This window comes from Citrobacter sp. CK191 (genome assembly GCF_030333435.1).
In the GTDB taxonomy this organism is placed as follows: Bacteria; Pseudomonadota; Gammaproteobacteria; order Enterobacterales; family Enterobacteriaceae; genus Citrobacter_B; species Citrobacter_B koseri.
In genome coordinates this window covers 103932-130371 of the sequence record NZ_JAOWFX010000028.1, presented here as the reverse complement: position 1 = coordinate 130371, position 26440 = coordinate 103932, and the positions used below count along the sequence as shown (strand labels likewise).

The following is a 26440-nucleotide window of genomic DNA, read 5'->3' as shown; positions in this document are numbered from 1 at the left end:
CGCTTTACCTGGCCTACCGGTCAGCGTGTTTTGGTCAACAGCGTTAACACTTCATAATGCGCGGTATGCGGGAACATATCGAAAAGCTGAACACGCTCAATACGGTAGCCCGGCAAGTTGGCAATGTCCTTTGCCATCGTCTGCGCGTTGCAGCTGGAGTAGATGATGTATTCCGGCGCCATCTGGCTAAGATAGTCGCACAGGGCTTTTCCAATGCCGCGACGCGGCGGGTTCACCAGCACCAGTTCCGGCACTTCCCCTTGCCCGGTCGCGAATTGCGTAGAATCCAGCGCCTGAAAATGAAGATTCGTCAGCCCCAGCTCTGCGGCGGATTGCTTCGCGCAGGCGATTGCCTCTGGTGCGATCTCAATGCCCGTCAACGTCATTTCCGGGGTGGCGCAGTGCAAACCAAATCCCCCGACGCCGCAAAACAGATCCCACATGTGATGAACAGGCAGCTGACGCACCCAGTCACGCGCCGTCGCATACAGACGGCTCGCAACGACCGGGTTGGTCTGGAAAAAGCTCTGCGGACGGATCCACAGCGGCACATCGTTAAAACGTTCTGCCAGCGCCTGCTGCTCCGTCAGGAAGATCTCCGTCTCCCCTTCCATAATCGCCATGTGTACCGGTTGAATATTCGCGGTAATAACCTTCAGCTGCGGTAACTGCGCCTGTAGCCACGGCAGCGCCGCGCGCAGCTGCGCCAGTTTGGTTTCTGAGCGCAGCACGAACCGCAGCATCATGCCGCCATCGAACTGGCTTTCCGTCAGCAGGATGTATTTCAGCTCGCCGCGTTTGCGCGCCACGTTGTAAGGCGTTAACCCGGCACGGGCGATGAACGGCTTCAGCACGGCGAAAACGGGAGCAAACGTGTCGGGATAGAGCGGACAGTCACTCAAATCCTCCGGGGTGCCATCGCGATGCAACATGCCTAACAGCGGCTTTTCCACGCTGCCGCTGACCACCATTTTGGCTTTATTACGAAAGGCCTGTTCCGGGCCGCTGACCGGCGCGCACCACTGTTCAACCGAAAAATCGGCAAGCAGCCCCTTCAGATCGGCGGTTTTGGCGGAGAGTTGATCGCGGATCGGCTGGACTATCCACTGACAGGATCGACAGCGACCGGCGTCGTAGAGTGCGCACTGCATACAAAGACCTTCATATTACCAGGGGCGAGGATTATACACGTTATTGCAAACGGAAGAACCGCCTGCTGCCCGCAGGAATAAAGAGCAGCATCAGAACCAGCATGTCCGGCAATTTCTGCATCACCAGCGTGCGCAAAATTTCGCGTTTCGACTCCCCGGCAATACTGAACAGTTCCGGGTAGCCATAGCCCAGCGACGCCGCCCACAGATAACCTGTGGCAATAACCTGCGTGAGCAGGTACACCCAGCGCGCCCAGTTGCGCCCTTTCACCAGCGAAAACGCGCAATATATTTCAGTAAAGACCAGCGCCAGGCTGCCTAAAAACACCAGCGTCAGATTCCAGGTTTGCACGCTGCGATGAATAAACTCCCCCATTCCCCGCATGCCGAGCGTGTTAAAAATCATCAGCAAATCGAGGCAGCGGATCAAAATAATCGCGAGCGCCGCCACCTGCACCAGCGTGGGTACATTTAAACGGGCATGTGATGAGGATGATTTCTTAAAAAATCCCAACGAATCGTCTTCCATGAAAACGTTACCGCGCTTGCCCACGGTAACGTGTTGCCAGGTTGGCAGATTTTAGTTTCTTCAGCCGCGTCTTGCACGTTGGATATCACGCATCCGCTGCTTTTCTGCGCGCGCCATCAGATACCAGGCGATAAAACCGACAATGCCTACCACGCCGAGGATAAGGGTCGCCAGCGCGTTAATCTCCGGGTTAACCCCCATACGCACGCTGGAGAAGACCAGCATCGGCAATGTCGTCGCCCCCGGGCCAGAGACAAAACTGGCGATCACCAGATCGTCCAGCGACAGCGTGAAAGCCAGCAGCCATCCAGAGATCACCGCAGGCATGATCATCGGCAGCGTAATCACAAAGAACACTTTTAACGGCGTCGCGCCAAGATCCATCGCCGCCTCTTCAATCGAGCGATCCAGTTCGCGCAGGCGCGATGAAATAACCACCGCCACATAGGCCGTACAGAAGGTAACGTGCGCCAGCCAGATTGTCAGCATTCCGCGATCTGCGGGCCAGCCGATAGCATGAGCCAGGGCCACAAACAGCAGCAACAACGACAGTCCGGTAATCACATCCGGCATAACCAGCGGCGCGGTGATCATAAACGCAAAGCCATTCGCTCCACGAAAACGGCCAAAACGCACCATTACCACGGCGGCAATCGTCCCCAGAATAGCCGCCATTGTCGCGGCGCAAGCGGCAATCGTGAGGCTCAGGCCGACGGCGCTTATCATCGCGCTATCCCGGAACAGCTCGCCATACCAGCGCGTAGACCACCCCGCCCAGACAGTCACCAGCTTCGAGCTGTTAAACGAATAGATGACCAGCATCAGCATCGGCGCATACAGGAAGGTAAACCCGAGCACCAGAATAACAATTCGCCAGGGCGAACGAACCACCGGTAAAGTATTCATCCGAGTTCCCCCTCGCTTTTTTGCTGATGCTTATGGAACCAGATAATCGGTACAATCAGCAGTAATAACATGATGATAGCCACCGCAGAGGCCACCGGCCAGTCGCGGTTGTTGAAGAACTCCTGCCACAGTACGCGGCCGATCATAATGCTGTCTGGCCCGCCGAGCAGTTCCGGGATCACAAATTCCCCCACCGCCGGAATAAACACCAGCATCGATCCGGCAATTATTCCCCCTTTCGTTAACGGCACAATGACGCTAAAGAAGGTTTTCAGCGGACGCGCGCCCAGATCCAGCGAGGCCTCCACCAGCGAATAGTCAATGCGCGTCAGCGCGATATAAATCGGCAGTACCATAAACGGCAGATAGGCGTAGACAATACCGATATACACCGCCAGATTGGTATGCAAAATCGTCAGGGGATGATCGATAACCCCCAGCCACATCAGGAAGTTGTTCAGCACGCCGTTATTTTTCAGAATCCCCATCCAGGCGTAAACGCGGATCAGAAACGAGGTCCAGGACGGCAGGATCACCAGCAACAGCAGAATATTACGCGTTGACGGCCTGCTGTGCGCCACCGCCCAGGCCAGCGGATACCCCAGCAGCAAACAGCAGAGAGTCGAAACGCCCGCCACCTGCAAAGACTGCAAATAGGCGTCAAAATAGAGCGGATCGTCCGTCAGTTGCAGGAAGTTTCCCAGATTGAGGGTCAGGGATAGCTGCCCGTCGGCCCACGCCACCAGATCGGTATAGGGCGGGATCGCCCGCGCCATCTCCGCCAGGCTGATTTTAAACACGATCAGAAACGGCAGCAGGAAAAGCAGGATCAGCCAAAGGTACGGCACCGCGATGACCAGCTTACGCCCATGCTTCATTTGCATCCGCGCCAGCCACAGCGTCAGGCCGCCGGGCTTTTTATCGCGAGCCGGAGGTTCAAGTGTACTCATTTTCGCTCCTTAAACCGTCAACACCACACAGCTGTCCGCATCCCAGCATAAACGCACTTCATCGCCCCAGGTCGGCAACCCTTTGCGATAGCGATGCGCGTTCTGTAGCTGAGCGCTCAACATCTGGCCGCTTTTCAACCGCACATGATAAATCGACAAATCGCCGAGGTAGGCGATATGCACCACTTCACCCACGGCAAAGTTGTAGCCGTCTTCTGGCGGCGCGTCGCACAGCATGATTTTTTCCGGGCGCAGCGCGACATACACCGGAACGTTATCGACAACGGACGCATCCGCATCCACCTTCAGAGGATGCACCAGCCCCGGCGAATCAATGACCAACCCATCATCCTGACGTTCCTTCAGCAAGCCTTCAAAGACATTCACAGAACCGATAAATTCCGCGCTGTAGCGGGTGGTCGGATGTTCATAAATCTCTTCCGGTTCGCCAATCTGCACGAATTTCCCACGGTTCATGATCGCAATTCGCCCGGCCATCGTCATCGCCTCTTCCTGATCGTGCGTTACCATCACGCAGGTCGCGCCAACGCGCTCAAGAATATCGACGACTTCCAGCTGCATCCGGTCGCGCAGCTTTTTATCCAGCGCGCCCATCGGTTCGTCGAGCAGCAACAGCTTCGGGCGTTTCGCCAGGCTACGCGCCAGCGCCACACGCTGACGCTGGCCGCCGGAAAGCTGATGAGGCTTACGTTTAGCGAACTCCTGCATATGTACCAGCCCCAGCATTTCGTTCACGCGCGCGGTGATTTCCGCCTTCGACAGCTTGTCCTGCTTCAGCCCAAACGCAATGTTTTGCTCCACCGTCATATGGGGGAACAGCGCATAGGACTGAAACATCATATTGATAGGGCGCAGATAAGGCGGGACATGCGCCAGATCGACACCATCGAGCATGATTTGCCCGGCAGAGGGTTGTTCAAATCCGGCCAGCATACGCAGCAGCGTGGATTTCCCGCAGCCCGATGCGCCAAGCAGCGCAAATATTTCGCCTTTATAGATGGTGAGGCTGACATCATCCACGGCGTGTTGACCATCAAATGATTTTGTCAGGTTGCGGATTTCAAGAAGCGGCGTCAGCGCTTTACGGGTTTTCGCCTGTGGGCGGGGGGTCGCGTCGTTCACGGGGTGCTCTCCGGCATAAACAAGAATCAGTGCAAACGCACCATAAAAGTGCGCATTGCCCGGTAAACCTCACCGGGCAACGTTCTGATACAGCGGCTTATTTACCGCTTTTCACCTTCGTCCAGGCACGCGTACGCACACGGTCGATCTTCGGTTCCTGCACTTTCAGCGTGAACATTTTCGCTCGCACATCCGCAGGCGGATAAATGCCCGGGTTGTCACGCACTTCAGCGCTGACCAGCGCCGTCGCTTCTTTGTTGGCGTTGGCGTAGAACACATGGTCGGAAATGTGGGCGATCACATCCGGGCGCAGCAGGTAGTTGAGGAACTGATAAGCCTCTTCTTTGTTTTTCGCATCAGCAGGCATCGCGAACACATCAAAGAACGCCATCGCCCCCTCTTTCGGAATGGAGAAGGAGATATTCACGCCGTTTTTCGCTTCTTTCGCGCGGTTAGCCGCCTGCCATACGTCCCCTGCCCAGCCAATCGCCACGCAGGTATCGCCGTTCGCCAGATCGTTTATGTATTGAGACGAGTGGAAATAACGAATGTTCGGGCGCAGCTTCAGCAGCAGATCGGTCGCAGGCCCCGTGTAGTCATCCGCTTTGGTACTGTTGGGATCTTTCCCCAGGTAGTTCAGCACGGTCGCGAACACCTCTTCAGGCGCATCAAGGAAGGAGACGCCGCAGCTTTTAAGTTTTTCCAGATTTTCAGGTTTCAGCACCAGATCCCAGCTATCGACCGGTGCGTCAGCCCCCAGCACCGCTTTGACTTTATCGATGTTATAACCGATACCGGTGGTCGCCCACATATACGGCATCGCGTATTTGTTGTCGGGATCGTGCTTCGCTACCAGCTTCAACAGCTCTGGATCGAGGTTTTTCCAGCCAGGTAGTTTGCTTTTATCCAGCGGCTGGAATACGCCCGCAGTGAGCTGGCGTTCCAGAAAACTGGCCGACGGGACAACCAGATCAAAACCGGTGCTCCCGGCCATGAGTTTCCCTTCCAGTACCTCGTTGGAGTCGAAGACGTCATAGACCACTTTGATACCGGTCTCTTTTTCAAAGTTCGCGACCGTATCCGGGGCGATATAATCAGACCAGTTATAGATATGCAGTGTTTTTTGTTCAGCGGCGAGCGTGCTGGCAGAGACGGCCATCAGAGCACCCGCAACCAGACCCGATAGCCATTTTTTATTTAAGGCGGTCATAATCTCTTTCCTTCTGAAAGTTCGTTAACAAACGAACCAAAAAAGTTGCATTCTAAGATATGCAAGAAACGTGCATATTTTGTCACTCGACACAGTTACAGAAGAGAGGGCTCTCTCCCTGCCGTCATTGCTCGCCATAAATACACAAAATCATTCAGGAGGTTGTCTGAAGGATGACGTGTAAAAGCTTCGCAAGAATAACTTTAGCCAGGGTTCGAGGCTATAGCTCAGATTAAAAAACGCCTTTTATCAATTTTTTATGCAGGTTTTGTCTATGTGATAAAGCGAAACAGGCGGAAAGGAGGTGAATTATTCTTTAAAGAAAGGTTAAAGGCAGAATAAAAAAATGCAAACAGCAGCCGCTCTGGCAGCGACTGCGTTAGACGCGTCATTCTTCAGGTTGCATGTGCGCAGATTTCAGTGAAGAAAATGATTTTCAGCGCTACTTTTTTGCGCGTCTTCTTCTGCGCTGAACAGCAGCTGATGCGCTCCGGCTTCCAGGATCACCATAGAAATCTGCTCTTCGCTCTGACGAACAAACCACTCGAACTGTTCATACGTCACGCCCCGCATAACGGATAAAGACTGGCAAACCACCAGTTTTGGCAGATTATCATCCTGCATATCCAGGAACGCTTTCACCGTTAACGAGCTGGCGTTAATTGCCGACAGATCGGCAGCCAGCGGCAGCAGCGCAGAGGGCCTCACTTCCGCCATTGCGGAAAACAGCACCGTGTTATCCACCAGGTCGATTTTCGCATCGTAAATGCCGTCAAAATTTTGCATATGGGGCAAATGCAGCGCCTGACAGGTATCACATTCAAAAAAACTCATGCCCAGGTCGTCGAGCCATTGACGCAACGTATCCAGAGTAGGAACGACCAGTGATGTCATAATAATGTGCTACCTCTTACGATAAAAAATTACCGGCACAGCTTACGCAAAAAGACCGCGTCATACCACGATCGGGAACGATATTGCGATTAACCGCCCGTTTTAAGGCAAAATTCGGGGGTGGCGTGACGCTCGATCCACTGGATCATTCGCCCGGCGATATCCACACCCGTCGTTTTTTCTACCCCTTCCAGACCCGGAGAGGCGTTCACTTCCATGACCAGCGGCCCACGCTCCGCGCGCAGAATATCGACGCCAGCAACATCCAGCCCCATCGTCTGCGCCGCTTTTATCGCGATCTCTCGTTCACGCGGCGTGATACTGGCGATACTCGCCATACCGCCGCGATGAAGGTTGGAGCGAAAATCGCCCTCTTTTGCCCGCCGCTCAATGGCCGCCACCACTTCGTCGCCCACGACCAGACAACGGATGTCACGCCCTCTGGCCTCTTTGATGTACTCCTGCACCAGAATGTGCGCATTAAGACCGCGAAACGCATCAATCACGCTCTCTGCGGCTTGCCGGGTTTCCGCCAGCACCACGCCAATGCCCTGCGTACCTTCCACCAGTTTGACCACCAGCGGCGCGCCGCCGACCATGTCGATCAGATCGCTGGTGTCATCCGGCGAATGCGCAATGCCGGTAACGGGCAAGTCAATTCCCTGCCGGGCCAGTAACTGTAGCGAACGCAGTTTATCGCGCGCGCGGGTAATCGCCACAGATTCGTTCAGCGGATAGCTACCCAGCATTTCGAACTGACGCAGCGCCGCTGTACCGTAAAACGTGATGGCAGAGCCAATACGGGGGATGACGGCATCAAAATGCGGCAACTGGCGGCCTTTATAGTGAATAGAAGAGGCCGCCGGGCTGATGTTCATATAGCAGGAAAGCGGATCGAGTATTTCGACCAGATGGCCGCGCTTCATCGCCGCTTCGCGCAGGCGTTTACAAGAATAGAGCGTTCCGTCCCGGGACAATATGGCAATTTTCACCCTGCACCTCTCTAAAAGACCTGGTAAAAGCCTGCGTATCATACACCGGGTGTTAGCGCGTCGCCCAACCCTGTTTATGCAAATAGTCCAGAATAAACGGGCGATTCTCTTTGATGATGGTACGACGAATATGGTCGCTCCAGGTATCGCGGCGCGTATTGCTGTCGCGGGTCAGGTAGTACTCCGCGATCTGCTCATCATATTGCGCCAGCAGCGCGGCATCCACAGGCTGATAGTGATTTTCATGCACCACCAGTTCTGCGGGCAGGCGCGGCTTAACGCCAGGGTTATCCGCAGGCCAGCCGAGGCACAGCCCAAACAGCGGCAGGACATATTTCGGTAATTTCAGCCGTTCCGTAACCGCTTCAATATGATTGCGGATACCGCCAATGTAGACGCCGCCCAGCCCCAGGGATTCGGCAGCGGTCAGCGCATTTTGCCCCATCATCGCCGTATCGACCGTGCCCAGCAGCAGCTGTTCCGCCAGCCCGAGCTGCGCGTCCGGGCAAATCTGTAAGTGACGATTAAAATCAGCGCAGAAAACCCAGAATTCCGCGGCCTGCGCAACGTGCTTTTGCCCGCCCGTCAGGGGCACCAGCGCTTCGCGCATGGCTTTATCGGTAATGCGGATAATGGAACTGCACTGTAAAAAACTGGAGCTTGAGGTTCCCCGCGCGGCGGCAATAATCGACTCACGCTGCGCATCGGAAATCGGCTCATCGGTGAAATGACGAATAGAACGGTGACCACGGATTAAATCAATGGTTGGAGTCATGCGGTTTTTCTCTTGCTGAACGGGAAGAAGAATCGGGTGAGCGCGTCATCAGTTGCGGCGCAATAAGCTGCGCGATCCGCCACATCAGCGCCACCGTAGCGGGAAGCATAAGCAGGATACCGAGAAATATCATCACCGTTACCGCCAGCGGGCTGTTCATCGGCGCGGGTAATGTGAGGTACTGATTGAGCGACAGCAACGCCGCTGCCAGCAAAATCATACCGAGAATTTCCAGAATCAACACGCTTTTGGGTAAAGCGCCAATCGAGCGCATAAGGGCCTCCCGGATAACGGATGCTCAGTGTAACGCGTTCAGGTTTATCGTGTTTAACAGATATAGCCTATAGGTATCAAAGCAACAGGCGCAACCTGCTTTTCAGACGCGTCGTTTAACGGCATCATAGCCGCCATTCGTCACAAGGCTATGAGTTCGAGGAAAAAAACAATGTTTACCGTTATTTTTGGTCGCCCAGGGTGCCCGTATTGCGTGCGTGCAAAAGAGTTAGCAGAAAAACTGAGCACTGAGCGCGACGATTTTAACTATCGCTATATTGATATTCATGCTGAAGGCATTACCAAAGCGGATCTGGAAAAAACCGTGGGTAAACCGGTAGAGACCGTACCGCAGATTTTTGTCGATCAGAAACACATCGGCGGTTACACCGATTTTGAGGCTTGGGCAAAAGAGAATCTGAACCTGTTCGCCTGATCGCTGCTTTACGCCCTCTCCCGGAGGGCGTTATCGGTTCTTTTTACGCCGCTGACTAAACAGGCTGCTGATAAATAAAAAACAAAGCGCGCCGAGCGCACACCAGAACACCGCACTGAACAACCACGCCAGTTCTTGCCATACGGAGCGCGTAGGCATAAAAACAAATCGCATCAGGACCAGACAACATGGCGCGGCCAGCATGGCGCCGATAAGAGGTTTAATGACTTCTCTGCGATGGGAAAAAAAACTGGCCACCGCGCCAGGTAACGTAAAAAACAACAGCCCAATCTCAGGATGCCCGGCAACCCGAAATGCCCCTTTCATATGCATCGTTAATGAAAGGCACACCACAATAAAGAGTACAAAGCAGCAGATTGCACCCGCCCAACCTTGTTTATGTTTCAATCGTTCCTCCTGACACTATCTCTATCGAACACTTTTTTCGCCCGAAGGCGTCCAGTCAGATAAAGTCGTTCGGCATTCCATGCCAAAAACACACCCACACGATTCTTATAGCCGTTGATACGTAATGAGATTAAACTAGCGAATTAAATTGTTGCGCTGCTTTTATTTGAGCGCCGATACGATGCCGACGCCTCATAATTTCTGGCAAAAACATTAGCGTAAATTGTCATTTCTTTCAACAGCTTACTGGTAAACAAGAAGTTAGTCTCCGTGAATATAAACGTCGCAGATTTGTTAAATGGGAATTACATCCTGTTATTATTTGTAGTCCTGGCTCTCGGGCTATGTCTGGGTAAGTTACGCCTGGGTTCAGTCCAACTCGGTAATTCCATTGGCGTTTTAGTGGTCTCCCTATTATTAGGGCAGCAGCACTTTAGTATTAACACCGATGCACTAAATCTGGGCTTTATGCTGTTTATTTTTTGTGTCGGCGTCGAAGCTGGCCCCAACTTTTTTTCTATTTTTTTTCGCGACGGCAAAAATTACCTGATGCTTGCTCTGGTCATGGTCGGTAGCGCGCTGCTGATCGCATTAGGGCTGGGTAAGCTCTTTGGCTGGGATATCGGCCTGACCGCCGGTATGCTGGCGGGCTCCATGACCTCGACCCCTGTGCTGGTCGGCGCAGGCGACACGTTACGCCATTCCGGTATGGAGAGTTCGCAGCTCTCGGTCGCGCTGGACAACCTGAGCCTGGGCTACGCGCTGACCTACCTCATCGGCCTGGTCAGCCTGATTGTCGGCGCACGTTACCTGCCGAAACTGCAACATCAGGATCTGCAAACCAGCGCCCAGCAGATTGCACGCGAGCGCGGCCTGGATACCGACGCCAACCGCAAGGTCTATCTGCCGGTCATCCGCGCTTATCGCGTCGGCCCGGAACTGGTGGCCTGGGCCGACGGGAAAAATCTGCGCGAGCTGGGCATCTATCGTCAGACCGGTTGCTACATTGAGCGCATCCGCCGTAACGGTATTCTGGCGAACCCGGATGGCGACGCGGTATTGCAGATGGGCGATGAGATTGCCCTGGTTGGTTACCCGGATGCACACGCCCGGCTGGACCCCAGCTTCCGTAACGGCAAAGAAGTCTTCGACCGCGACCTGCTCGACATGCGCATCGTGACCGAAGAGATCGTCGTGAAAAACCACAATGCCGTAGGCCGCCGTCTCGCCCAGTTGAAGCTGACCGACCACGGCTGCTTCCTTAACCGCGTGATCCGCAGCCAGATTGAAATGCCGATCGACGACAACGTGGTGCTGAATAAAGGCGACGTCTTGCAGGTGAGTGGCGATGCGCGTCGCGTGAAAACCGTCGCGGACCGTATCGGCTTTATCTCGATTCACAGTCAGGTAACCGATCTGCTGGCCTTCTGCGCCTTCTTTATCATCGGCCTGATGATCGGGATGATCACCTTCCAGTTCAGTAATTTCAGCTTCGGCATCGGCAACGCCGCCGGGCTGCTGTTCGCCGGGATCATGCTCGGTTTCCTGCGAGCTAACCACCCCACCTTCGGGTACATCCCGCAGGGTGCGCTGAACATGGTGAAAGAGTTTGGTCTGATGGTCTTTATGGCCGGCGTCGGCCTGAGCGCGGGCAGCGGCATCGGGAACGGGCTTGGCGCGGTCGGCGGGCAAATGTTGATTGCCGGTCTTGTGGTGAGCCTGGTGCCAGTCATTATCTGCTTCCTGTTCGGCGCTTATGTATTACGTATGAACCGCGCCCTGCTCTTCGGCGCCATGATGGGCGCGCGCACCTGTGCTCCGGCGATGGAGATCATCAGCGACACGGCGCGCAGCAACATTCCGGCATTAGGCTATGCGGGAACCTATGCGATAGCCAACGTTCTGTTAACGCTGGCGGGGACACTTATTGTCATCATCTGGCCGGGATTAGGATAAAACTGAAGTTTGCCTTTAAGTGAAAAATTTTTGCAGGTAAGCAGAACTTTTCTTCAAGGCGTCAGTCATAACTAGTGCCACTGCTTTTCTTTGATGTCCCCAATTTGTGGAGCCCATCAACCCCGCCATTTTGGTTCAAGGTTGATGGGTTTTTTGTTGCCTGAATTTCACGCCTGCCCGGCAATACGCTTCACCATGACCAGAATATCGTCCCGCGTTAAAGGCGCTCTGTCGGTGACGAAATGGAGGGTCATGCCTTCGATAAACGCGTCCAGCGCGCGGGCGGTCACCGGTTCAAACCACTGCTCCAGCGTTTGCTGACTGCGCTGCATCCAGTTCTGCATCACCGTTTTCAGCGCCGGTTTTCGGCTGGCGAAGGCATACAGCTGGTACATCAGCTCCATATTATCTGGCGTGGTCACCAGCGAGCTGTAGATCATGTCGGTAATGGCGTGACAGGCGTCCTGAACGTTCGTGACATCGGCAAAGAATGACTGAAACTGGTGCGACATTGTTTCTGTAAACCGGCTTAACGCCTCGATCAGCAACTCATCGATTCCCGAAAAATAATAGGTCATCGACCCGAGCGGCACCTGCGCTATCGCCGCGATTTTGCGGTGCGTAACGCCGTGAATGCCATGCGTTATTATCGCTTCCTGCGTGGCCTGAACGATTTTGTCTCGCCGCAGGGGATCGTTAGCTCGTCGCACTGCTTTTCCTCTCATCACTTTTGTGTACAAATGTACACAAACTTGCTAGTGTTGTCCTCTGTATTCTCTTTTTTCAGTTTGAATCAATGACCGCCATCTCATCACGTAAAGCCTTAAGACGCCGGACCTGGGCGCTTTTTATGTTCTTCTTCTTGCCAGGGCTGTTGATGGCCTCATGGGCAACCCGCACCCCCGCCATTCGCGATATCCTCTCGGTCTCAACGGCAGAAATGGGGGCGGTGCTGTTTGGGCTTTCCATCGGTTCGATGAGCGGTATTCTGTGCTCCGCCTGGCTGGTAAAGCGATTTGGCACGCGTAACGTCATTCAGACCACCATGTCCTGCGCCGTTGCGGGGATGGTTATCCTCAGCATTGCACTGTGGTTCGCTTCTCCGCTGGTTTTTGCGCTTGGCTTAGGCGTATTCGGCGCCAGCTTTGGCGCCGCCGAAGTCGCTATCAACGTCGAAGGGGCGGCGGTTGAACGTGAAATGAATAAAACCGTCCTGCCGATGATGCACGGTTTTTACAGCTTCGGTACGCTGGCTGGCGCTGGCGTCGGCATGGCGCTAACCGCCTTTAACGTCCCTGCCAACGCTCATATCCTGCTGGCGGCTCTCGTCGCGATCGTCCCCATTTTTATTGCTATTCGCGCCATTCCCGACGGCACGGGGAAAAACGCCGCCGACGGCGCCCACACAACGGAAAAAGGCGTACCTTTTTATCGCGATGCCCAGCTACTGTTGATCGGCGTGGTGGTACTGGCAATGGCCTTCGCTGAAGGGTCCGCCAACGACTGGCTGCCGCTTCTGATGGTGGATGGTCACGGCTTCAGCCCAACGTCCGGCTCGCTGATTTATGCGGGCTTTACGCTCGGTATGACCGTCGGGCGCTTTACCGGCGGCTGGTTTATCGACCGTTATAGCCGCGTGGCGGTAGTCCGCGCCAGCGCGCTAATGGGAGCGCTCGGTATTGGTCTGATTATCTTCGTCGACAGCGCCTGGGTCGCGGGCGTTTCCGTTATTCTCTGGGGGCTTGGGGCGTCGCTTGGCTTCCCGCTAACGATTTCAGCGGCCAGCGATACCGGCCCGGACGCGCCAACCCGCGTCAGCGTGGTGGCGACAACCGGTTATCTGGCCTTCCTGGTGGGGCCGCCGCTGCTGGGCTATCTTGGCGAACATTATGGTTTGCGCAGCGCAATGCTGGTTGTGCTGGCGCTGGTCATCCTTGCCGCTCTTGTCGCAAAGGCTGTCGCCAAACCAACATCAAACACTCAATCTGTTATGGAGAATAGTTAATGGGTATCAAGCTAATTGCGGTAGACATGGACGGCACCTTTTTGAGCGATCAAAAAACCTATAATCGCGACCGGTTTATGGCGCAGTATCGGCTAATGAAGCAGAAAGGCATCCGTTTTGTGGTCGCCAGCGGTAATCAGTATTACCAGTTAATCTCTTTCTTTCCAGAGATCGCCCACGAAATCGCCTTTGTCGCTGAAAACGGCGGCTGGGTGGTCAGCGAGGGCGAAGACGTGTTCAACGGCGAACTGGCGAAAGAGGATTTTGCTGCCGTTGTCGATCATCTGCTGACCCGCGCGGATATTGAAATCATCGCCTGCGGTAAAAGCAGCGCCTATACCCTGAAACAGTACAACGATGAACTGAAACAGGTTGCGGCGATGTACTACCATCGCCTTGAGTTCGTGGACAGCTTCGACAACATCAATGACGTGTTCTTTAAATTCGGCCTCAACATTACTGATGACCGTATTCCCCAGGTTCAGACGGCGCTGCATGATGCGATTGGCGATATCATGGTGCCGGTTCATACCGGTTACGGCAGCATCGATTTGATCATTCCCGGCGTACACAAAGCGAACGGCTTGCGTCTGCTGCAACAACGCTGGGGGATTAACAATGATGAGGTCGTGACGTTTGGCGACGGCGGCAATGATATTGAGATGCTGCGTCAGGCCGGCTTCAGTTTTGCGATGGAAAACGCCGGAGCGGCGGTGGCCTCTGCGGCGAAATATCGGGCGGGCTCGAATAACGCGGAAGGCGTGCTGGACGTTATCGACCGCGTGCTGAAAAACGAAGCCCCGTTCAGTGGGTAATGCCTCTTTGAGGCCTGATGGCGCTGCGCCGGACGGCCTCACCCTTCCCGTGAATCCCCTACCCGTTTGTCTTTCAGGAAGATAACCATCAGCAGCAGCCAGAGAATGCCGTTCGCCAGGTTGAAGAGGCTAAATAAGCCGTTGCCGCCGCTCAGATAAGCATGCTTGCTCACTTCAATACCCACGGTAAAGATCAGCATCTGCAACATCCCCATCGCCGCAGAAACCGTGCCTTTGCTCATATCGCTGGCAAACAGGGTCAGACGCACCAGCCCCGCGTTCGCCACGCCGATGCCAAAAGCGTAGACGCTCAGACCCGCCGTCATCCATAGATACGCATGGGAAGAGACCACCGTCGCGGCTGCGGCGATCAGCAATCCCGCCACAATCGGCCAGCCGCCCATGATAATCAATGCGCGCACCGTTCGCCGGGAGGTCAACCGCGCCAGCACCAGATTCCCGGCAATCAGCGCGCCAAAGACAGGAACCTGCAACAAGCCATATTCATAGCTGCTGAGCTGCTCACCGCTGATGATAATGATCGGCGACTGGGCAATCCACGCCAGTAGCGGCAGGCTGACGAACCCCAGCGCCAGCGCGCCGGCAACAAACCGCACGTTTTTCAGCACCAGCTTGTAATCCCGCCCCAGCTCTTTAAACGACAGCTTCTCGCCGAGGCGGGTCGCGGTCTCCGGCATCGCGCGCTGTAAGCCGACAAAAGCAATCGCCGCCAGTACGGCAAACAGAACAAACATCCCTTCCCACGGCAGAACATGCACCCAGGCGGCGCCCACCAGCGGCCCCAGCAGCGGCGCAATCAGGGCAACGTTAGCCATTAACGCCGTAATTTTGATACACACCGCTTCTTCAAAGGATTCCTGAATGGCGGCGTACCCCACGGCGCCAATAAAGCACAGGCTTACCCCCTGTAAAAAACGCAGCAGGGTGAACTGCTCAATGTTTTGCGCCAGCAGTGTGGCAAGGCAGGTGACGATAAACCAGATCACGCCCGCTAACATCACCGGGCGGCGTCCAATACGATCCGACAGCGGCCCTAACAGCCACTGCAAAAACATCCCGCCCGCCAGGTAGGCGGTCATCGAGGTCGGAACCCAGTCGATCCCGGCCTGATACTGTTCCACCACCGCCAGCATCCCCGGCTGGATCATATCGTTGCCGATATACGTAGAAAATTCGTAAAGCACCAGACAGAGAGGGAAAAGCAGTGCCTGACGTCCGAGCCGGACGCCTGTTTGTGAAAGGTTTTGCATGCAATCTCTTCGCAAATAAAAAATCGCGCAAAGTGTAATGAAAGTACGTTACCTGAGATAGCGAATTATGTGATTTACAAACAAAATGCGCACATTTTTACATAATCATCCTTCGTGACCTTTTGCTTTAAGGTTAATTTAAGTTGCTGGCGCTATCATGGCGAATAAGCTCGCGCCATTGTCTTAAATCTCCTCATTTTACAGGTAAATAAGACAATACCGCTTTCCCCCCGTTGCGGCACTTTGTATTCTCGCCCTTACCCGGAGCACGTAGGGTCGTTTCGTTTAATCACTGCACTGAGTCTGGATGTTATGCTGGAAAACCTTAACAACTCGCTGTTTTACTTAATCAATGCCACCCCCGACTCCGCACAGTGGATGATCGCCCTGGCCATTTTCATTGCCAGAGATTTGATTAACATCGTGCCGCTGCTGGCCGTTGTGCTTTGGTTATGGGGGCCGCGCGATCGGGTCTGCGCTCAACGCCAGCTGGTGATTAAAATGGGTATCGCGCTGCTCATCAGCCTGACGATCTCCTGGATAATGGGGCATCTTTTCCCGCACGATCGTCCTTTTGTCGATCGTATCGGCTATAACTTCCTGCATCACGCGCCCGATGACTCCTTCCCGAGCGACCACGGCACCGTTGTCTTTACCTTTGCGCTGGCGTTTTTATTCTGGCACCGCGTCTGGTCTGGCGTACTGCTCATGGCGCTGGCCGTGACGGTCGCCTGGTCACGCGTTTACCTCGGCGTTCACTGGCCGCTGGATATGCTCGGCGGTTTGCTGGTCGGGATGATCGGCTGCCTGAGCACGCAAATGCTGTGGCAAAAATATGGGGTTGCTCTCTACCACGGCCTACAAACGTGCTACCGCGTCTGCTTCGCGCTACCCATTCGTAAAGGCTGGGTACGTGACTAACCTGGTGAAAAAAGAGTAGTATTAAGCGCTCTGTACTGTGCAGAGTGCTTATTCAACTGTCCAGGGGAATTATGGAAACACGACGCGACGAGCGTATTGGTCAATTGCTGCAAGCGCTAAAACGCAGTGATAAATTACACCTGAAAGAAGCCGCGACTCTGCTGGGCGTATCGGAGATGACCATTCGTCGCGACCTGAATAATAAAAGCGCGCCCGTCGTGTTGCTGGGCGGGTATATTGTTCTGGAACCCCGCAGCGCCAGCCATTATTTATTGAGCGATCAAAAATCCCGCCTGGTTGAAGAGAAGCGCCGCGCCGCGCAGCTGGCCGCCGGTCTGGTACAGGCGCATCAGACGATTTTTTTTGACTGCGGCACCACCACGCCGTGGATCATTGAAGCCATTGATAACGAATTGCCTTTCACCGCCATCTGTTATTCCCTGAATACGTTTCTGGCGCTCCAGGAAAAACCGCTGTGCCGGGCGATTCTGTGCGGCGGGGAATTTCACGCCAGCAACGCCATTTTCAAACCGCTCGATTTTCAGGAAACCCTGAATAATATCTGCCCTGATATCGCCTTTTATTCCGCCGCAGGCGTTCATATCAGCAAAGGGGCAACCTGTTTTAACCTCGAAGAACTGCCGGTGAAACACTGGGCTATGTCAATGGCGCAATACCATGTCCTGGTGGTGGATCACAGTAAATTCGGCAAGGTGCGACCCGCGCGGATGGGGGAATTAACGCGTTTTGATGCGGTAGTGAGTGACTGCCGCCCTGACGATGAGTTTGTCGATTATGCCAAAGCGCAGCGCATTACGTTGATGTATTGATGTAAGGTTTGCCGGATGGCGGCGCTGCCGCGCCTTATCCGGCCTACAAATATGCACGTATCGTAGGCCGGATAAGCGTTAGCGCCATCCGGCACCGTCACCGCGATTAAGAGAACCAGCCGCCAAACCACTGGTGGAATTTCATCAGGACGAAGTCCCATATCCGCCCAAAGAAGCCGCCCTCTTCCACGTTTTCCATCACCATCAGCGGACGCTGTTCAATGGACTTCCCGTTGAGCTGGAAGTCGATGGTGCCGACAACCTGGCCTTTCTTCAACGGCGCGGTCAGCTGCGGTTCCGTCAGCGTAAAGCTGGCCTTCAGGTTTTTCAGCTGTCCGCGCGGAATCGTCACGGAACCCGCCTCTCCCGCGCCCAGATTCACCTCGCTCTTATCCCCAAACCAGACGCGCTGAGTCACGAACGTCGCGTCAGGCTTAATGGGTGTCACCGTTTCAAAGAAGCGGAAGCCCCAGGTCAACAATTTCTCTGACTCATTAAAACGGATGCGATCGGTTTTCGTCCCCAGCACGACGGAGATCAAACGCATATCTCCCTGAGTCGCAGAGGCCACCAGATTGTATCCGGCGCCTGCCGTTGTCCCGGTTTTCATGCCGTCAACGTTCAGATTAGAACTCCACAGCAGGCGGTTACGGTTCGGCTGGCGAATCTTGTTGAAAGTGAACTCTTTTTCTTTGTGAATGGCGTACTCTTCCGGCACATCATGGATCAGCGCTTTGCCCAGCAGCGCCATATCACGCGCGGTACTAAACTGCCCCGGCGCATCCAGGCCGTGAACCGTCTGGAACGTTGTGTTGGTCAGCCCCAGTTTTTTCGCGTAACCATTCATCAAACCAATGAACGACTCCTGGCTTCCGGCAACATAATCCGCAAGCGCAATACAGGCGTCGTTACCCGACTGAATAATCACACCCTTGTTGAGATCGGATACCGAGACCTGATCTCCGGGCTTAAGAAACATGACCGACGAACCGCGCAGAGCCGGGTTGCCCGTGGCCCAGGCGTCTTTTCCTACCGTCACCATATCCGTGAGCTGAATTTTTCCGGCCTTCAGCGCCTGCCCGACGACGTAACTGGTCATAATTTTGGTCAGGCTGGCGGGATCCAGTTTCTCGTCGGCGTTGCCTTCCGCCAGCACCTTGCCGCTGGAATAGTCCATTAAAATCCACGCGCGCGCATCAACGCTCGGCGGCGCCGTTGTCTGCTCAGCCGCCTGTAACGTCGGCGCAAAAAGGAATAAGAGTGCTGAACCCGCAGCAAGACTACGAAGGGAAGAAAAGTATTGCGTCATAAATGCCACCCGAGTATCCATTCCAAAAAAACACGCCATACCACCGTGTTATAAGTGCGGTGAGTAATAACGCACTAACGAACTTAAAGAAACCGTAAGTTGGTAAAGTTTTTAAAGTTTATGCAATAACGCCACGCTGCGCTGCCTCCGTGAGGATTTTTTTGCAAGCTGTTGCGTAAATGTTAGCTTTATCCCACCATGGGACGAGTCGGATACCGATTGCAGAACAATTTGAGGGGTAACTATGATTACGCTGTGGGGACGGAATAACTCAACCAACGTCAAAAAAGTGCGATGGACGCTCGACGAACTGGAGCTGCCTTATACGCAAATTCTGGCAGGCGGGCAGTTCGGGCTGAATCATGACGCTGACTATCTGGCGATGAACCCGAATGGCCTGGTGCCGCTGCTGCGCGATGATGAAACGGACGTTTTGCTCTGGGAGTCCAATACCATCGTCCGCTATCTGGCGGCGCAGTATGGGCAAAAGCGTCTGTGGGTAGACTCTCCGGCGCGACGGGCAGAAGGGGAAAAGTGGATGGACTGGGCAAACCAGACGTTAAGCCCGGCGCATCGCGTGATCCTGATGGGTTTAGTCCGCACCCCGCCGGAGCAGCGCGACCAGGCGGCGATCGACGCCGGCGCCAACGTCTGCGACGGCCTGTTTGGCATTCTTGATGAGGCGCTGGCCAGCCAGACCTGGTTCTCCGGCGCGGAGTTCGGCACGGCGGATATCGCGATCGCCCCCTTCGTCTACAACCTGTTTAACGTTGGCCTGAGCTGGACGCCGCGCCCTCACCTTGAGCGCTGGTATCAGCAACTTACCGAACGTCCGGCATTTCGTAAAACGGTGATGCTCCCGGTCAGCTAAGCGCGTGGGCTGACTTTCAGCAGTTCTCCGTCGGACTCGTCGGTTAAGACATATAAATAACCGTCGGGTCCTGCGCGCACATCGCGAATACGTTTCCCTCTGTCGCCCAGAATCCGTCCGTCCTCCGTCACCTTGTCGCCGTTAACGCTCAGGACTATCACATCCTGCTCTTTCAGCGCGCCGATAAACAGTTTCTGCTTCCATTGAGGGAACGTGTCGCTGTTATAAAACGCCATACCGCTGACCGCTGGCGATTTTTTCCAGTAGAAGATCGGCTGCTCCGTTCCCTCGACAATTTCACCTTTCGCTTCCGGGATTTTAAAGCCGCTGTAGTTGATGCCCCAGGTTGCCAGCGGCCAGCCATAATTTTTACCTTTTTCGGGGATATTGATTTCATCGCCGCCGCGCGGGCCATGTTCATTCAACCACAGCGCATCGCTCCACGGGTTTATCGCCATACCCTGCGGGTTACGTATGCCGTACGACCAGATCTCAGGGCGCGCGCCGGTCTGATTCACAAAGGGATTATCCGGCGGCACGCTCCCCTGGTCGGTCAGGCGCACCACTTTGCCCTGCAACTTGTCCAGATCCTGTGCGGTAGGGCGCTGATTATTTTCGCCAAGCCCGATAAACAGATGGCCTTTGCCATCAAAAACCAGTCGTCCGCCGAAATGATTACCGGTTGAGAGTTTCGGCATCTGACGAAAAACGGTCTGGAATTCCTCCAGATGCTTCAGGTCATCGCTGAGTCGCCCGAAGCCTACCGCCGTTCCGGCTTTCCCCTCGCGATCGGCCTCAGAAAAACTGAGCCAGACGCGGCGAGACTGCTCAAAATCAGGCGCGAGCGCCACGTCCAGTAATCCCCCCTGCCCGTTCGCCCAGACCTTCGGCACGCCCGTTATCGGATCGGAAAGCCCTTTACCCGCCTGCCAGTGACGAAGCTGGCCGCCTCTGAGAGTTATCAACATACCGCGGTTATCCGGCAGAAAAGCCAGCGCCCAAGGATGATCAAGTTTGGTCTGCAAAACCTCCACCTTCACCGCCGGGGTTTCTGCATTCACGAAGGGAGAAAACAGTGCCAATAAGGCAACAGAGAAAAGTGTCCGACGCATACCGCCTCCTGTATGACCCTGCGTTAAAGCGTAGTCAGCAAGGGACAGCGCGGATTGATTTTTACAAAAACTTAACGAAAAGGGGGAGTCGCCTCCCCCTGACTTAGACCTGTTCAAGCGGTGATTGCGCTTTCAGGCTCTGGATACTCAGCGTCAATGTTGTCAGACAGTTTTCAAGTTTCTCTGCGTTGACGGCGATAAACGTCGGACAGTCATGGTGTCCGCTCATGAGACATACTGCGGCGGCTGCCAGTGCGCCTTCAGCACGATGTAAAGCATTCCATTCTTCCTGATCCAGATGCAGACCTTGCAGCAGTGATTTATCGTGAAGCCCACGATTCAGTTCAAAAAAGTTGTCACGCAGATGATCACTTTCGCTGACTGACATATAGCCTTTCGCCTTTCTTAACTGCAAATAAGCGGCGAGATCGATTCGGGCGTTTATCAGCTTGTTAAGTAGCTCGGTTCTTAGTCTGTCAACGACCATACCTTGTTCCTCCTCTTTCCAACCATACTGCAACTTAATAGTATGGTCATTTTTTGAACAAAGTGCTGCCTGAGATCAATAATTCACTCGGTATTAACATACTTTACATATTTGCTATAAACCCCGTGGCGCGCTTACCCGCACAGGCGATGAGATAGCGATACATTTTTTGCCCGGATCTCTGTAGAATCCCTGCCCTGACCATTCCAATAACTGAACAATTTTTAAGCTATGAGCAATGTAACCCGCCAGCCGAAAATCGGCTTCGTTTCCCTGGGCTGCCCGAAAAACCTGGTTGATTCGGAGCGAATCCTGACTGAACTGCGTACCGAAGGCTATGACGTCGTACCGAGCTACGACGACGCCGACATGGTGATCGTCAATACCTGTGGCTTTATCGACAGCGCCGTACAGGAGTCTCTGGAAGCGATTGGTGAAGCGCTGACTGAAAATGGCAAGGTGATCGTCACCGGCTGCCTGGGCGCGAAAGTCGATCAGATCCGTGAAGTACACCCTAAAGTGCTGGAAATCACCGGGCCGCATAGCTATGAGCAGGTTCTGGAACACGTTCACCATTACGTACCAAAACCGAAGCACAACCCGTTCCTGAGCCTGGTGCCGGAACAGGGCGTTAAGCTGACCCCGCGTCACTACGCCTACCTGAAGATTTCTGAAGGCTGCAACCATCGCTGCACCTTCTGCATTATTCCGTCCATGCGCGGCGATCTGGTCAGCCGTCCGATTGGCGAAGTGTTAAGCGAGGCCAAACGTCTGGTCGATGCGGGCGTGAAAGAGATCCTCGTCATCTCCCAGGATACCTCCGCTTACGGCGTGGATGTGAAGCACCGCACCGGTTTCCACAACGGCGAGCCGGTAAAAACGAGCATGGTCGACCTTTGCGAGCAGTTGTCAAAACTGGGCATCTGGACGCGCCTGCACTACGTCTACCCTTATCCGCACGTTGATGACGTGATCCCGCTGATGGCGGAAGGCAAAATCCTGCCGTATCTGGATATCCCCCTGCAACATGCCAGCCCGCGCATTCTCAAACTGATGAAGCGTCCGGGCGCTGTCGATCGCCAACTGGCGCGCATCAAACAGTGGCGTGAGATTTGCCCGGAACTGACCCTGCGTTCGACCTTTATCGTCGGTTTCCCTGGCGAGACGGAAGACGATTTCCAGATACTGCTCGACTTCCTCAAAGAGGCGCGCCTGGATCGCGTCGGCTGCTTCAAGTACAGCCCGGTCGAAGGCGCTGGTGCGAACGCGCTGCCAGATCAGGTGCCGGAAGAGGTGAAAGAAGAGCGCTGGAACCGCTTTATGCAGCTGCAACAGCAGATCTCCGCAGAACGTCTGCAAGAGAAAGTGGGTCGCGAAATCCTAGTCATTATCGACGAGGTTGACAAAGAAGGCGCGATTGGCCGCAGCATGGCCGACGCACCGGAAATCGACGGCGCGGTCTACCTCAACGGTGAAACCAACGTTAAACCCGGCGACGTTATCCGCGTGAAAGTTGATAACGCCGACGAATATGACCTGTGGGGCAGCCGCGTTTAATTCGCCCAAATTATCGTAAAACCCGTAGGCCGGATAAGGCATTTATGCCGCCATCCGGCGCAATGCCTGATGGCGACGCTGAAGCGTCTTATCAGGCCTACATGCTTATCAGGCCTACGGTTCGACATTCACCCCTTAATCTTCGGGTCCAGCGCGTCGCGCAGCCCGTCGCCCAGCAGGTTAAACGCCAGCACCGTCAGGAAAATCGCCACCGCCGGAAAAATCGCCACATGCGGCGCGATGACCATATCCGCCCGCGCTTCATTGAGCATCGCCCCCCACTCCGGCGTTGGCGGCTGCGCGCCTAACCCCAGAAACGACAGGCTTGCCGCAGAAATAATCGACGTCCCGATGCGCATAGTGAAAAAGACCACGATCGACGAGACCGTGCCGGGCAAAATATGGTTGAACAAAATCGTCGCGTCGCTGGCGCCAATACTGCGCGCCGACTCAATAAACGTCTGCTGTTTCAGCACTAATGTATTTCCGCGCACCAGACGGGCAAACGCGGGGATAGAAAAGATGGCGACGGCGATAATCACATTCGCAATACCGCTACCGAGCACCGCCACGACCGCAATCGCTAACAGAATGCCCGGAAACGCGAACAGCACATCGCAAATACGCATAATCAGCCGGTCCCACCAGCCTTCGTAATAGCCCGCAACCAGCCCAAGCACCGTGCCAAGCGCCGCGCCGATAAAGACGGCGAAAACGCCTGCCGCCAGCGAAATTTGCGCCCCGACCAGGACGCGGCTGAAAATATCCCGCCCCAGCGAGTCCACGCCAAACCAGTGCGCCGCCGAAGGACCGTCATTCAGGCGATCGTAATCAAAGTAATTTTCCGCATCGAAAGGCGTTAGCCAGCGGGCGAATATCGCCACCAGGATCAGCAACAGCACAAATATCCCTGCGATCATCGCCACATGCTGACGGCGAAAACGCCGCCAGAATTCATGCCACGGCGTACGCACCCGGTCGGGTTTGACCAGCGGCATGGCATCTAAAACCGCCTGACGGCGCCAGTTAAATAATCGCATCCTTACTTGTACCTGATAGCCGGGTTAATGGCGGCATAGAGCACATCCACCACTAAATTGATAAGAATAAACTCCAGGGAAAACAGCAGCACTTCAGCCTGAATCACCGGGTAGTCGCGCATTTCCACTGAATCAACCAGCAATCGCCCCAGTCCGGGCCAGTTAAAGACCTTCTCGACGACAATCGAACCGCCGAGCAGAAAGCCAAACTGCAACCCCATCATGGTCACAACCGGGATCATGGCGTTACGCAGACCGTGTTTCAGCACCACCCAGGTTTCGCTGACCCCTTTCGCACGCGCGGTGCGCATATAGTCTTCACTGAGGACATCCACAAACGACGCTCGGGTAAAGCGCGCCATCACGGCCGCAACGGCGGCGCCAAGCGTGATGGAGGGAAGAATATAGTGCTGCCAGCTATCTGCGCCCACGGTCGGCAACCACCCCAGCTCAACGGAGAATATCTGCATCAGCAGCATCCCCAGCGCGAACGCCGGGAACGAAATCCCGGTTACCGCCAGCGTCATGCTGAGCCTGTCCGGCCAGCGATTACGCCAGACGGCGGCGATAATCCCGGCGGTCATCCCGAACAGTACCGCCCATACCATACTGGTGATGGTCAACCACAGCGTCGGCATAAAGCGGCTGGCAATCTCTGCCGATACCGGACGACGAGACACCATCGACGTGCCGAAATCTCCCTGCAACACGTTAGTCATGTAATGCCAGAACTGGATATGCAACGGCCGATCGAGACCAAGCTGCTGGCGCACCAGTTCAATCACCTGCGCGTCAGCCTCCGGCCCGGCAATCAGCCGCGCCGGATCGCCAGGCAACAGATGAACAAATAAAAACACCAGCACCGCCACAATGAACAAGGTCGGAATCAACCCCAGCAGGCGCTTAAGCACATAATTAAGCATCAGGCTCCCTTTACAAACCTTTTGCCGGATGGCGACGTAAATCCCTTATCCGACCTGCAACGAACTGCGTCTGCAAGCCGGATAAAACCATCGGGCGCGCGTTGCTTACTGCAAATCCGCGTCATCAAAACTGAAGCCAGTGTCCGGCATGATCCAGAAACCCGTCAAATTTTTACTGTGGGCTGAGACCAGTTTTTCCACCACCAGCGGAATCCAGGGGGACTCTTTCCAGAGGGTGTCCTGCGCCTCTTTATACAGGCGCGCTTTCTCCTGCGGATCGTTGGTTTTCAGCGCTGCCGCTAAGTCGTCATCAACCTGCTTGTTGCTGTAGAACGCAGTATTGAACAGCGTTGGCGGCCAGTTTTGCGAGGCAAACAGCGGTGACAACGCCCAGTCCGCTTCCCCCGTGGAAGCCGACCAGCCGGTGTAGAACATTCTCACACCGCTCTCTTTCTGCCCCTTGCCTTCCACTTCTGCCGCACGCTGCCCGGCGTCCATCGCCGTTACCTGCGCCTTAATACCGACCTGCGCCAGCTGCTGTTGCGTAAATTGCAGCACTTTCTGCGCGGTGCTGTGGTTATGAGACGACCACAGCGTGGTGCTAAACCCATTCGGATAGCCCGCCTCTTTCAGCAGTTCGCGCGCTTTCGCCGGATCGTAAGGCCACGGCGCGTAGCTCTGCGCATACGCAATGGCTGGCGGCACCACGCCCGTGGCAGGCGTCGCGTAACCGGCAAAGGCCACTTTGACCAGCGCCTGACGGTTGATGGCGTAGTTCAGCGCCTCCCGCACCTTCGGATTATCGAACGGTTTTTGCGTCACGTTCATGCTGATGTAACGCTGCATGATCGACGGACTGGCAACCAACTGTAGATTTTTGTTTTTCTCCAGAATTGTCGCCTGCTCGTAAGGGATCGGGAACGCAAATTGCGCTTCCCCGGTTTGCAGCATTGCCGCGCGGGTGTTGTTGTCCGTTACCGGACGCCAGGTGATCGTATCCAGTTTAGGTAAGCCTTTCTGCCAGTAATCGGCAAATTTCTTCACTTTCACGAAATCAGTCTGGTTCCAGGTATCCAGCTGATACGGCCCGGTGCCGACCGGATGGAAGCCAATGTCCTTACCGTATTTTTCCAGCGCGGCCGGAGAGATCATCGCCGTCGCCGGGTGCGCCAGAATATTGATAAACGCCGAGAACGGTTGTTTCAGCGTAATTTTTACCGTCGTCGGATCGACCGCTTCGGTTTTATCGATGTTTTTATACAGGTTGTAGCGTTTGAGATGGTTTTCTGGATCGCTCGCGCGATCGAGGTTGGCCTTCACCGCCGCTGCGTTAAAGTCGGTGCCGTCCTGGAATTTTACCCCCTGGCGCAGCTTCAGGGTGTAGATCAGGCCATCGTCGGAAACGGTGTAGCTTTCAGCCAGCACATTTTTTAACTTCATGTCTTTATCAAGACCAAACAGCCCCTGATAAAACGACTTCGCCACCGCCTGCGATAAGGTGTCGTTCGCATCGTACGGATCGAGCGTGGTGAAATTAGAGCCTACCGCTACCACCACATCTTTAGCAGCAAACGCCGGAGATGCCGCCAGTGCAGAAGCGACGCCCAGCGCAACCAGCCAATTACGGGTTACAAATGTTGTCATATTATTCTCCTGAACCCTGCCTGTTTTATGAG

27 protein-coding genes are annotated in these 26440 nt (G+C 54.9%); 8 read left to right on the top strand and 19 right to left on the bottom strand.

The genetic code is table 11. The annotated features are described in order from the left end of the window. Positions 1–20: 20 nt before the first annotated feature. From rlmC to OGV82_RS07815, 10 genes are all read right to left on the bottom strand, one after another. Positions 21–1151 carry a 23S rRNA (uracil(747)-C(5))-methyltransferase RlmC gene (rlmC, locus tag OGV82_RS07860; protein WP_047457885.1) on the bottom strand — a complete coding sequence of 377 codons (1131 nt, stop codon included), beginning with the start codon at positions 1149–1151 and terminating at the stop codon, positions 21–23. Between the two features lie 40 nt (positions 1152–1191). After that, positions 1192–1680, bottom strand: coding sequence for a YbjO family protein (locus tag OGV82_RS07855; protein ID WP_012133098.1), 489 nt, complete (start codon positions 1678–1680; stop codon positions 1192–1194). Positions 1681–1740: 60 nt separating this feature from the next. Further along, positions 1741–2586 (bottom strand): putrescine ABC transporter permease PotI, encoded by an 846-nt coding sequence (gene potI, locus OGV82_RS07850; protein ID WP_012133100.1) that lies wholly within the window; start codon positions 2584–2586, stop codon positions 1741–1743. After that, positions 2583–3536, bottom strand: coding sequence for a putrescine ABC transporter permease PotH (gene potH / locus OGV82_RS07845; RefSeq protein ID WP_047457887.1), 954 nt, complete (start codon positions 3534–3536; stop codon positions 2583–2585). The genes potI and potH overlap by 4 nt, the downstream gene beginning before the upstream one ends. Positions 3537–3545: 9 nt before the next feature. Further along, positions 3546–4679: a putrescine ABC transporter ATP-binding subunit PotG gene (potG, locus tag OGV82_RS07840; protein ID WP_012133102.1), complete on the bottom strand. Its 1134-nt coding sequence runs from the start codon at positions 4677–4679 to the stop codon at positions 3546–3548. 97 nt (positions 4680–4776) lie between these two features. Then, positions 4777–5889, bottom strand: a complete 1113-nt coding sequence (gene potF / locus OGV82_RS07835) for a spermidine/putrescine ABC transporter substrate-binding protein PotF (RefSeq protein WP_012133103.1) — start codon at positions 5887–5889, stop codon at positions 4777–4779. A gap of 417 nt (positions 5890–6306) precedes the next feature. Beyond that, positions 6307–6783: a YbjN domain-containing protein gene (locus OGV82_RS07830; protein ID WP_047457888.1), complete on the bottom strand. Its 477-nt coding sequence runs from the start codon at positions 6781–6783 to the stop codon at positions 6307–6309. 89 nt (positions 6784–6872) lie between these two features. Further along, positions 6873–7775, bottom strand: a complete 903-nt coding sequence (gene rimK, locus OGV82_RS07825) for a 30S ribosomal protein S6--L-glutamate ligase (RefSeq protein ID WP_024130496.1) — start codon at positions 7773–7775, stop codon at positions 6873–6875. Between the two features lie 52 nt (positions 7776–7827). Next, positions 7828–8550: a nitroreductase NfsA gene (nfsA, locus tag OGV82_RS07820; protein WP_012133106.1), complete on the bottom strand. Its 723-nt coding sequence runs from the start codon at positions 8548–8550 to the stop codon at positions 7828–7830. After that, positions 8534–8824: a YbjC family protein gene (locus tag OGV82_RS07815; RefSeq protein ID WP_047457892.1), complete on the bottom strand. Its 291-nt coding sequence runs from the start codon at positions 8822–8824 to the stop codon at positions 8534–8536. The genes nfsA and OGV82_RS07815 overlap by 17 nt, the downstream gene beginning before the upstream one ends. 171 nt (positions 8825–8995) lie before the next feature. Here OGV82_RS07815 and OGV82_RS07810 point away from each other — a divergent pair, with 171 nt between their 5' ends. Further along, positions 8996–9259 (top strand): GrxA family glutaredoxin, encoded by a 264-nt coding sequence (locus OGV82_RS07810; protein WP_024130497.1) that lies wholly within the window; start codon positions 8996–8998, stop codon positions 9257–9259. 30 nt (positions 9260–9289) lie between these two features. On the opposite strand, the gene OGV82_RS07805 is transcribed toward OGV82_RS07810, so the two are convergent. Further along, positions 9290–9667, bottom strand: a complete 378-nt coding sequence (locus tag OGV82_RS07805) for an inner membrane protein YbjM (RefSeq protein WP_024130498.1) — start codon at positions 9665–9667, stop codon at positions 9290–9292. Positions 9668–9937: 270 nt separating this feature from the next. Between OGV82_RS07805 and OGV82_RS07800 the strand changes: the two genes are divergently transcribed. Beyond that, on the top strand, positions 9938–11623 hold the full coding sequence (locus OGV82_RS07800; RefSeq protein WP_012133110.1) for an aspartate:alanine antiporter: 1686 nt from the start codon (positions 9938–9940) through the stop codon (positions 11621–11623). A gap of 167 nt (positions 11624–11790) precedes the next feature. Here OGV82_RS07800 and OGV82_RS07795 read toward each other — a convergent pair whose 3' ends face one another. Continuing rightward, positions 11791–12333, bottom strand: a complete 543-nt coding sequence (locus OGV82_RS07795; protein ID WP_047457895.1) for a TetR/AcrR family transcriptional regulator — start codon at positions 12331–12333, stop codon at positions 11791–11793. A gap of 86 nt (positions 12334–12419) precedes the next feature. Between OGV82_RS07795 and OGV82_RS07790 the strand changes: the two genes are divergently transcribed. Then, on the top strand, positions 12420–13628 hold the full coding sequence (locus OGV82_RS07790) for an MFS transporter (protein ID WP_047457899.1): 1209 nt from the start codon (positions 12420–12422) through the stop codon (positions 13626–13628). Next, complete coding sequence (locus tag OGV82_RS07785) at positions 13628–14443, top strand: Cof-type HAD-IIB family hydrolase (protein WP_047457901.1); 816 nt, start codon at positions 13628–13630, stop codon at positions 14441–14443. The genes OGV82_RS07790 and OGV82_RS07785 overlap by 1 nt, the downstream gene beginning before the upstream one ends. A gap of 38 nt (positions 14444–14481) precedes the next feature. Here OGV82_RS07785 and OGV82_RS07780 read toward each other — a convergent pair whose 3' ends face one another. Continuing rightward, complete coding sequence (locus OGV82_RS07780; protein ID WP_047457904.1) at positions 14482–15714, bottom strand: MFS transporter; 1233 nt, start codon at positions 15712–15714, stop codon at positions 14482–14484. A 312-nt stretch (positions 15715–16026) separates the two neighbouring features. On the opposite strand from OGV82_RS07780, the gene ybjG reads away from it, so the two are divergent. Both ybjG and deoR read left to right on the top strand, forming a co-directional pair. After that, positions 16027–16635, top strand: a complete 609-nt coding sequence (ybjG, locus tag OGV82_RS07775; RefSeq protein ID WP_012133117.1) for an undecaprenyl-diphosphate phosphatase — start codon at positions 16027–16029, stop codon at positions 16633–16635. Positions 16636–16706: 71 nt separating this feature from the next. After that, positions 16707–17465: a DNA-binding transcriptional repressor DeoR gene (gene deoR, locus OGV82_RS07770; RefSeq protein ID WP_047457907.1), complete on the top strand. Its 759-nt coding sequence runs from the start codon at positions 16707–16709 to the stop codon at positions 17463–17465. A gap of 106 nt (positions 17466–17571) precedes the next feature. Here deoR and dacC read toward each other — a convergent pair whose 3' ends face one another. Continuing rightward, entirely contained in the window at positions 17572–18774 is a 1203-nt protein-coding gene (dacC, locus tag OGV82_RS07765) for a serine-type D-Ala-D-Ala carboxypeptidase (RefSeq protein WP_047463721.1), read from the bottom strand. A 244-nt stretch (positions 18775–19018) separates the two neighbouring features. Here dacC and OGV82_RS07760 point away from each other — a divergent pair, with 244 nt between their 5' ends. After that, positions 19019–19645, top strand: coding sequence for a glutathione S-transferase family protein (locus OGV82_RS07760; RefSeq protein ID WP_047457912.1), 627 nt, complete (start codon positions 19019–19021; stop codon positions 19643–19645). Here the strand turns inward: OGV82_RS07760 and OGV82_RS07755 are convergent. Next, complete coding sequence (locus tag OGV82_RS07755; protein WP_047457915.1) at positions 19642–20757, bottom strand: PQQ-dependent sugar dehydrogenase; 1116 nt, start codon at positions 20755–20757, stop codon at positions 19642–19644. The two genes, OGV82_RS07760 and OGV82_RS07755, sit on opposite strands and share 4 nt — an antisense overlap. Before the next feature lie 103 nt (positions 20758–20860). After that, on the bottom strand, positions 20861–21244 hold the full coding sequence (gene bssR / locus OGV82_RS07750) for a biofilm formation regulator BssR (RefSeq protein ID WP_024130501.1): 384 nt from the start codon (positions 21242–21244) through the stop codon (positions 20861–20863). Positions 21245–21475: 231 nt separating this feature from the next. Here bssR and rimO point away from each other — a divergent pair, with 231 nt between their 5' ends. Further along, complete coding sequence (rimO, locus tag OGV82_RS07745) at positions 21476–22801, top strand: 30S ribosomal protein S12 methylthiotransferase RimO (RefSeq protein WP_047457917.1); 1326 nt, start codon at positions 21476–21478, stop codon at positions 22799–22801. 128 nt (positions 22802–22929) lie between these two features. On the opposite strand, the gene gsiD is transcribed toward rimO, so the two are convergent. From gsiD to gsiB, 3 genes are all read right to left on the bottom strand, one after another. Next, positions 22930–23841 carry a glutathione ABC transporter permease GsiD gene (gene gsiD, locus OGV82_RS07740; protein ID WP_012133126.1) on the bottom strand — a complete coding sequence of 304 codons (912 nt, stop codon included), beginning with the start codon at positions 23839–23841 and terminating at the stop codon, positions 22930–22932. A 2-nt stretch (positions 23842–23843) separates the two neighbouring features. Further along, complete coding sequence (gene gsiC / locus OGV82_RS07735; protein WP_012133127.1) at positions 23844–24764, bottom strand: glutathione ABC transporter permease GsiC; 921 nt, start codon at positions 24762–24764, stop codon at positions 23844–23846. 105 nt (positions 24765–24869) lie between these two features. Further along, complete coding sequence (gsiB, locus tag OGV82_RS07730; RefSeq protein ID WP_047457921.1) at positions 24870–26408, bottom strand: glutathione ABC transporter substrate-binding protein GsiB; 1539 nt, start codon at positions 26406–26408, stop codon at positions 24870–24872. Between the last annotated feature and the right edge of the window lie 32 nt (positions 26409–26440).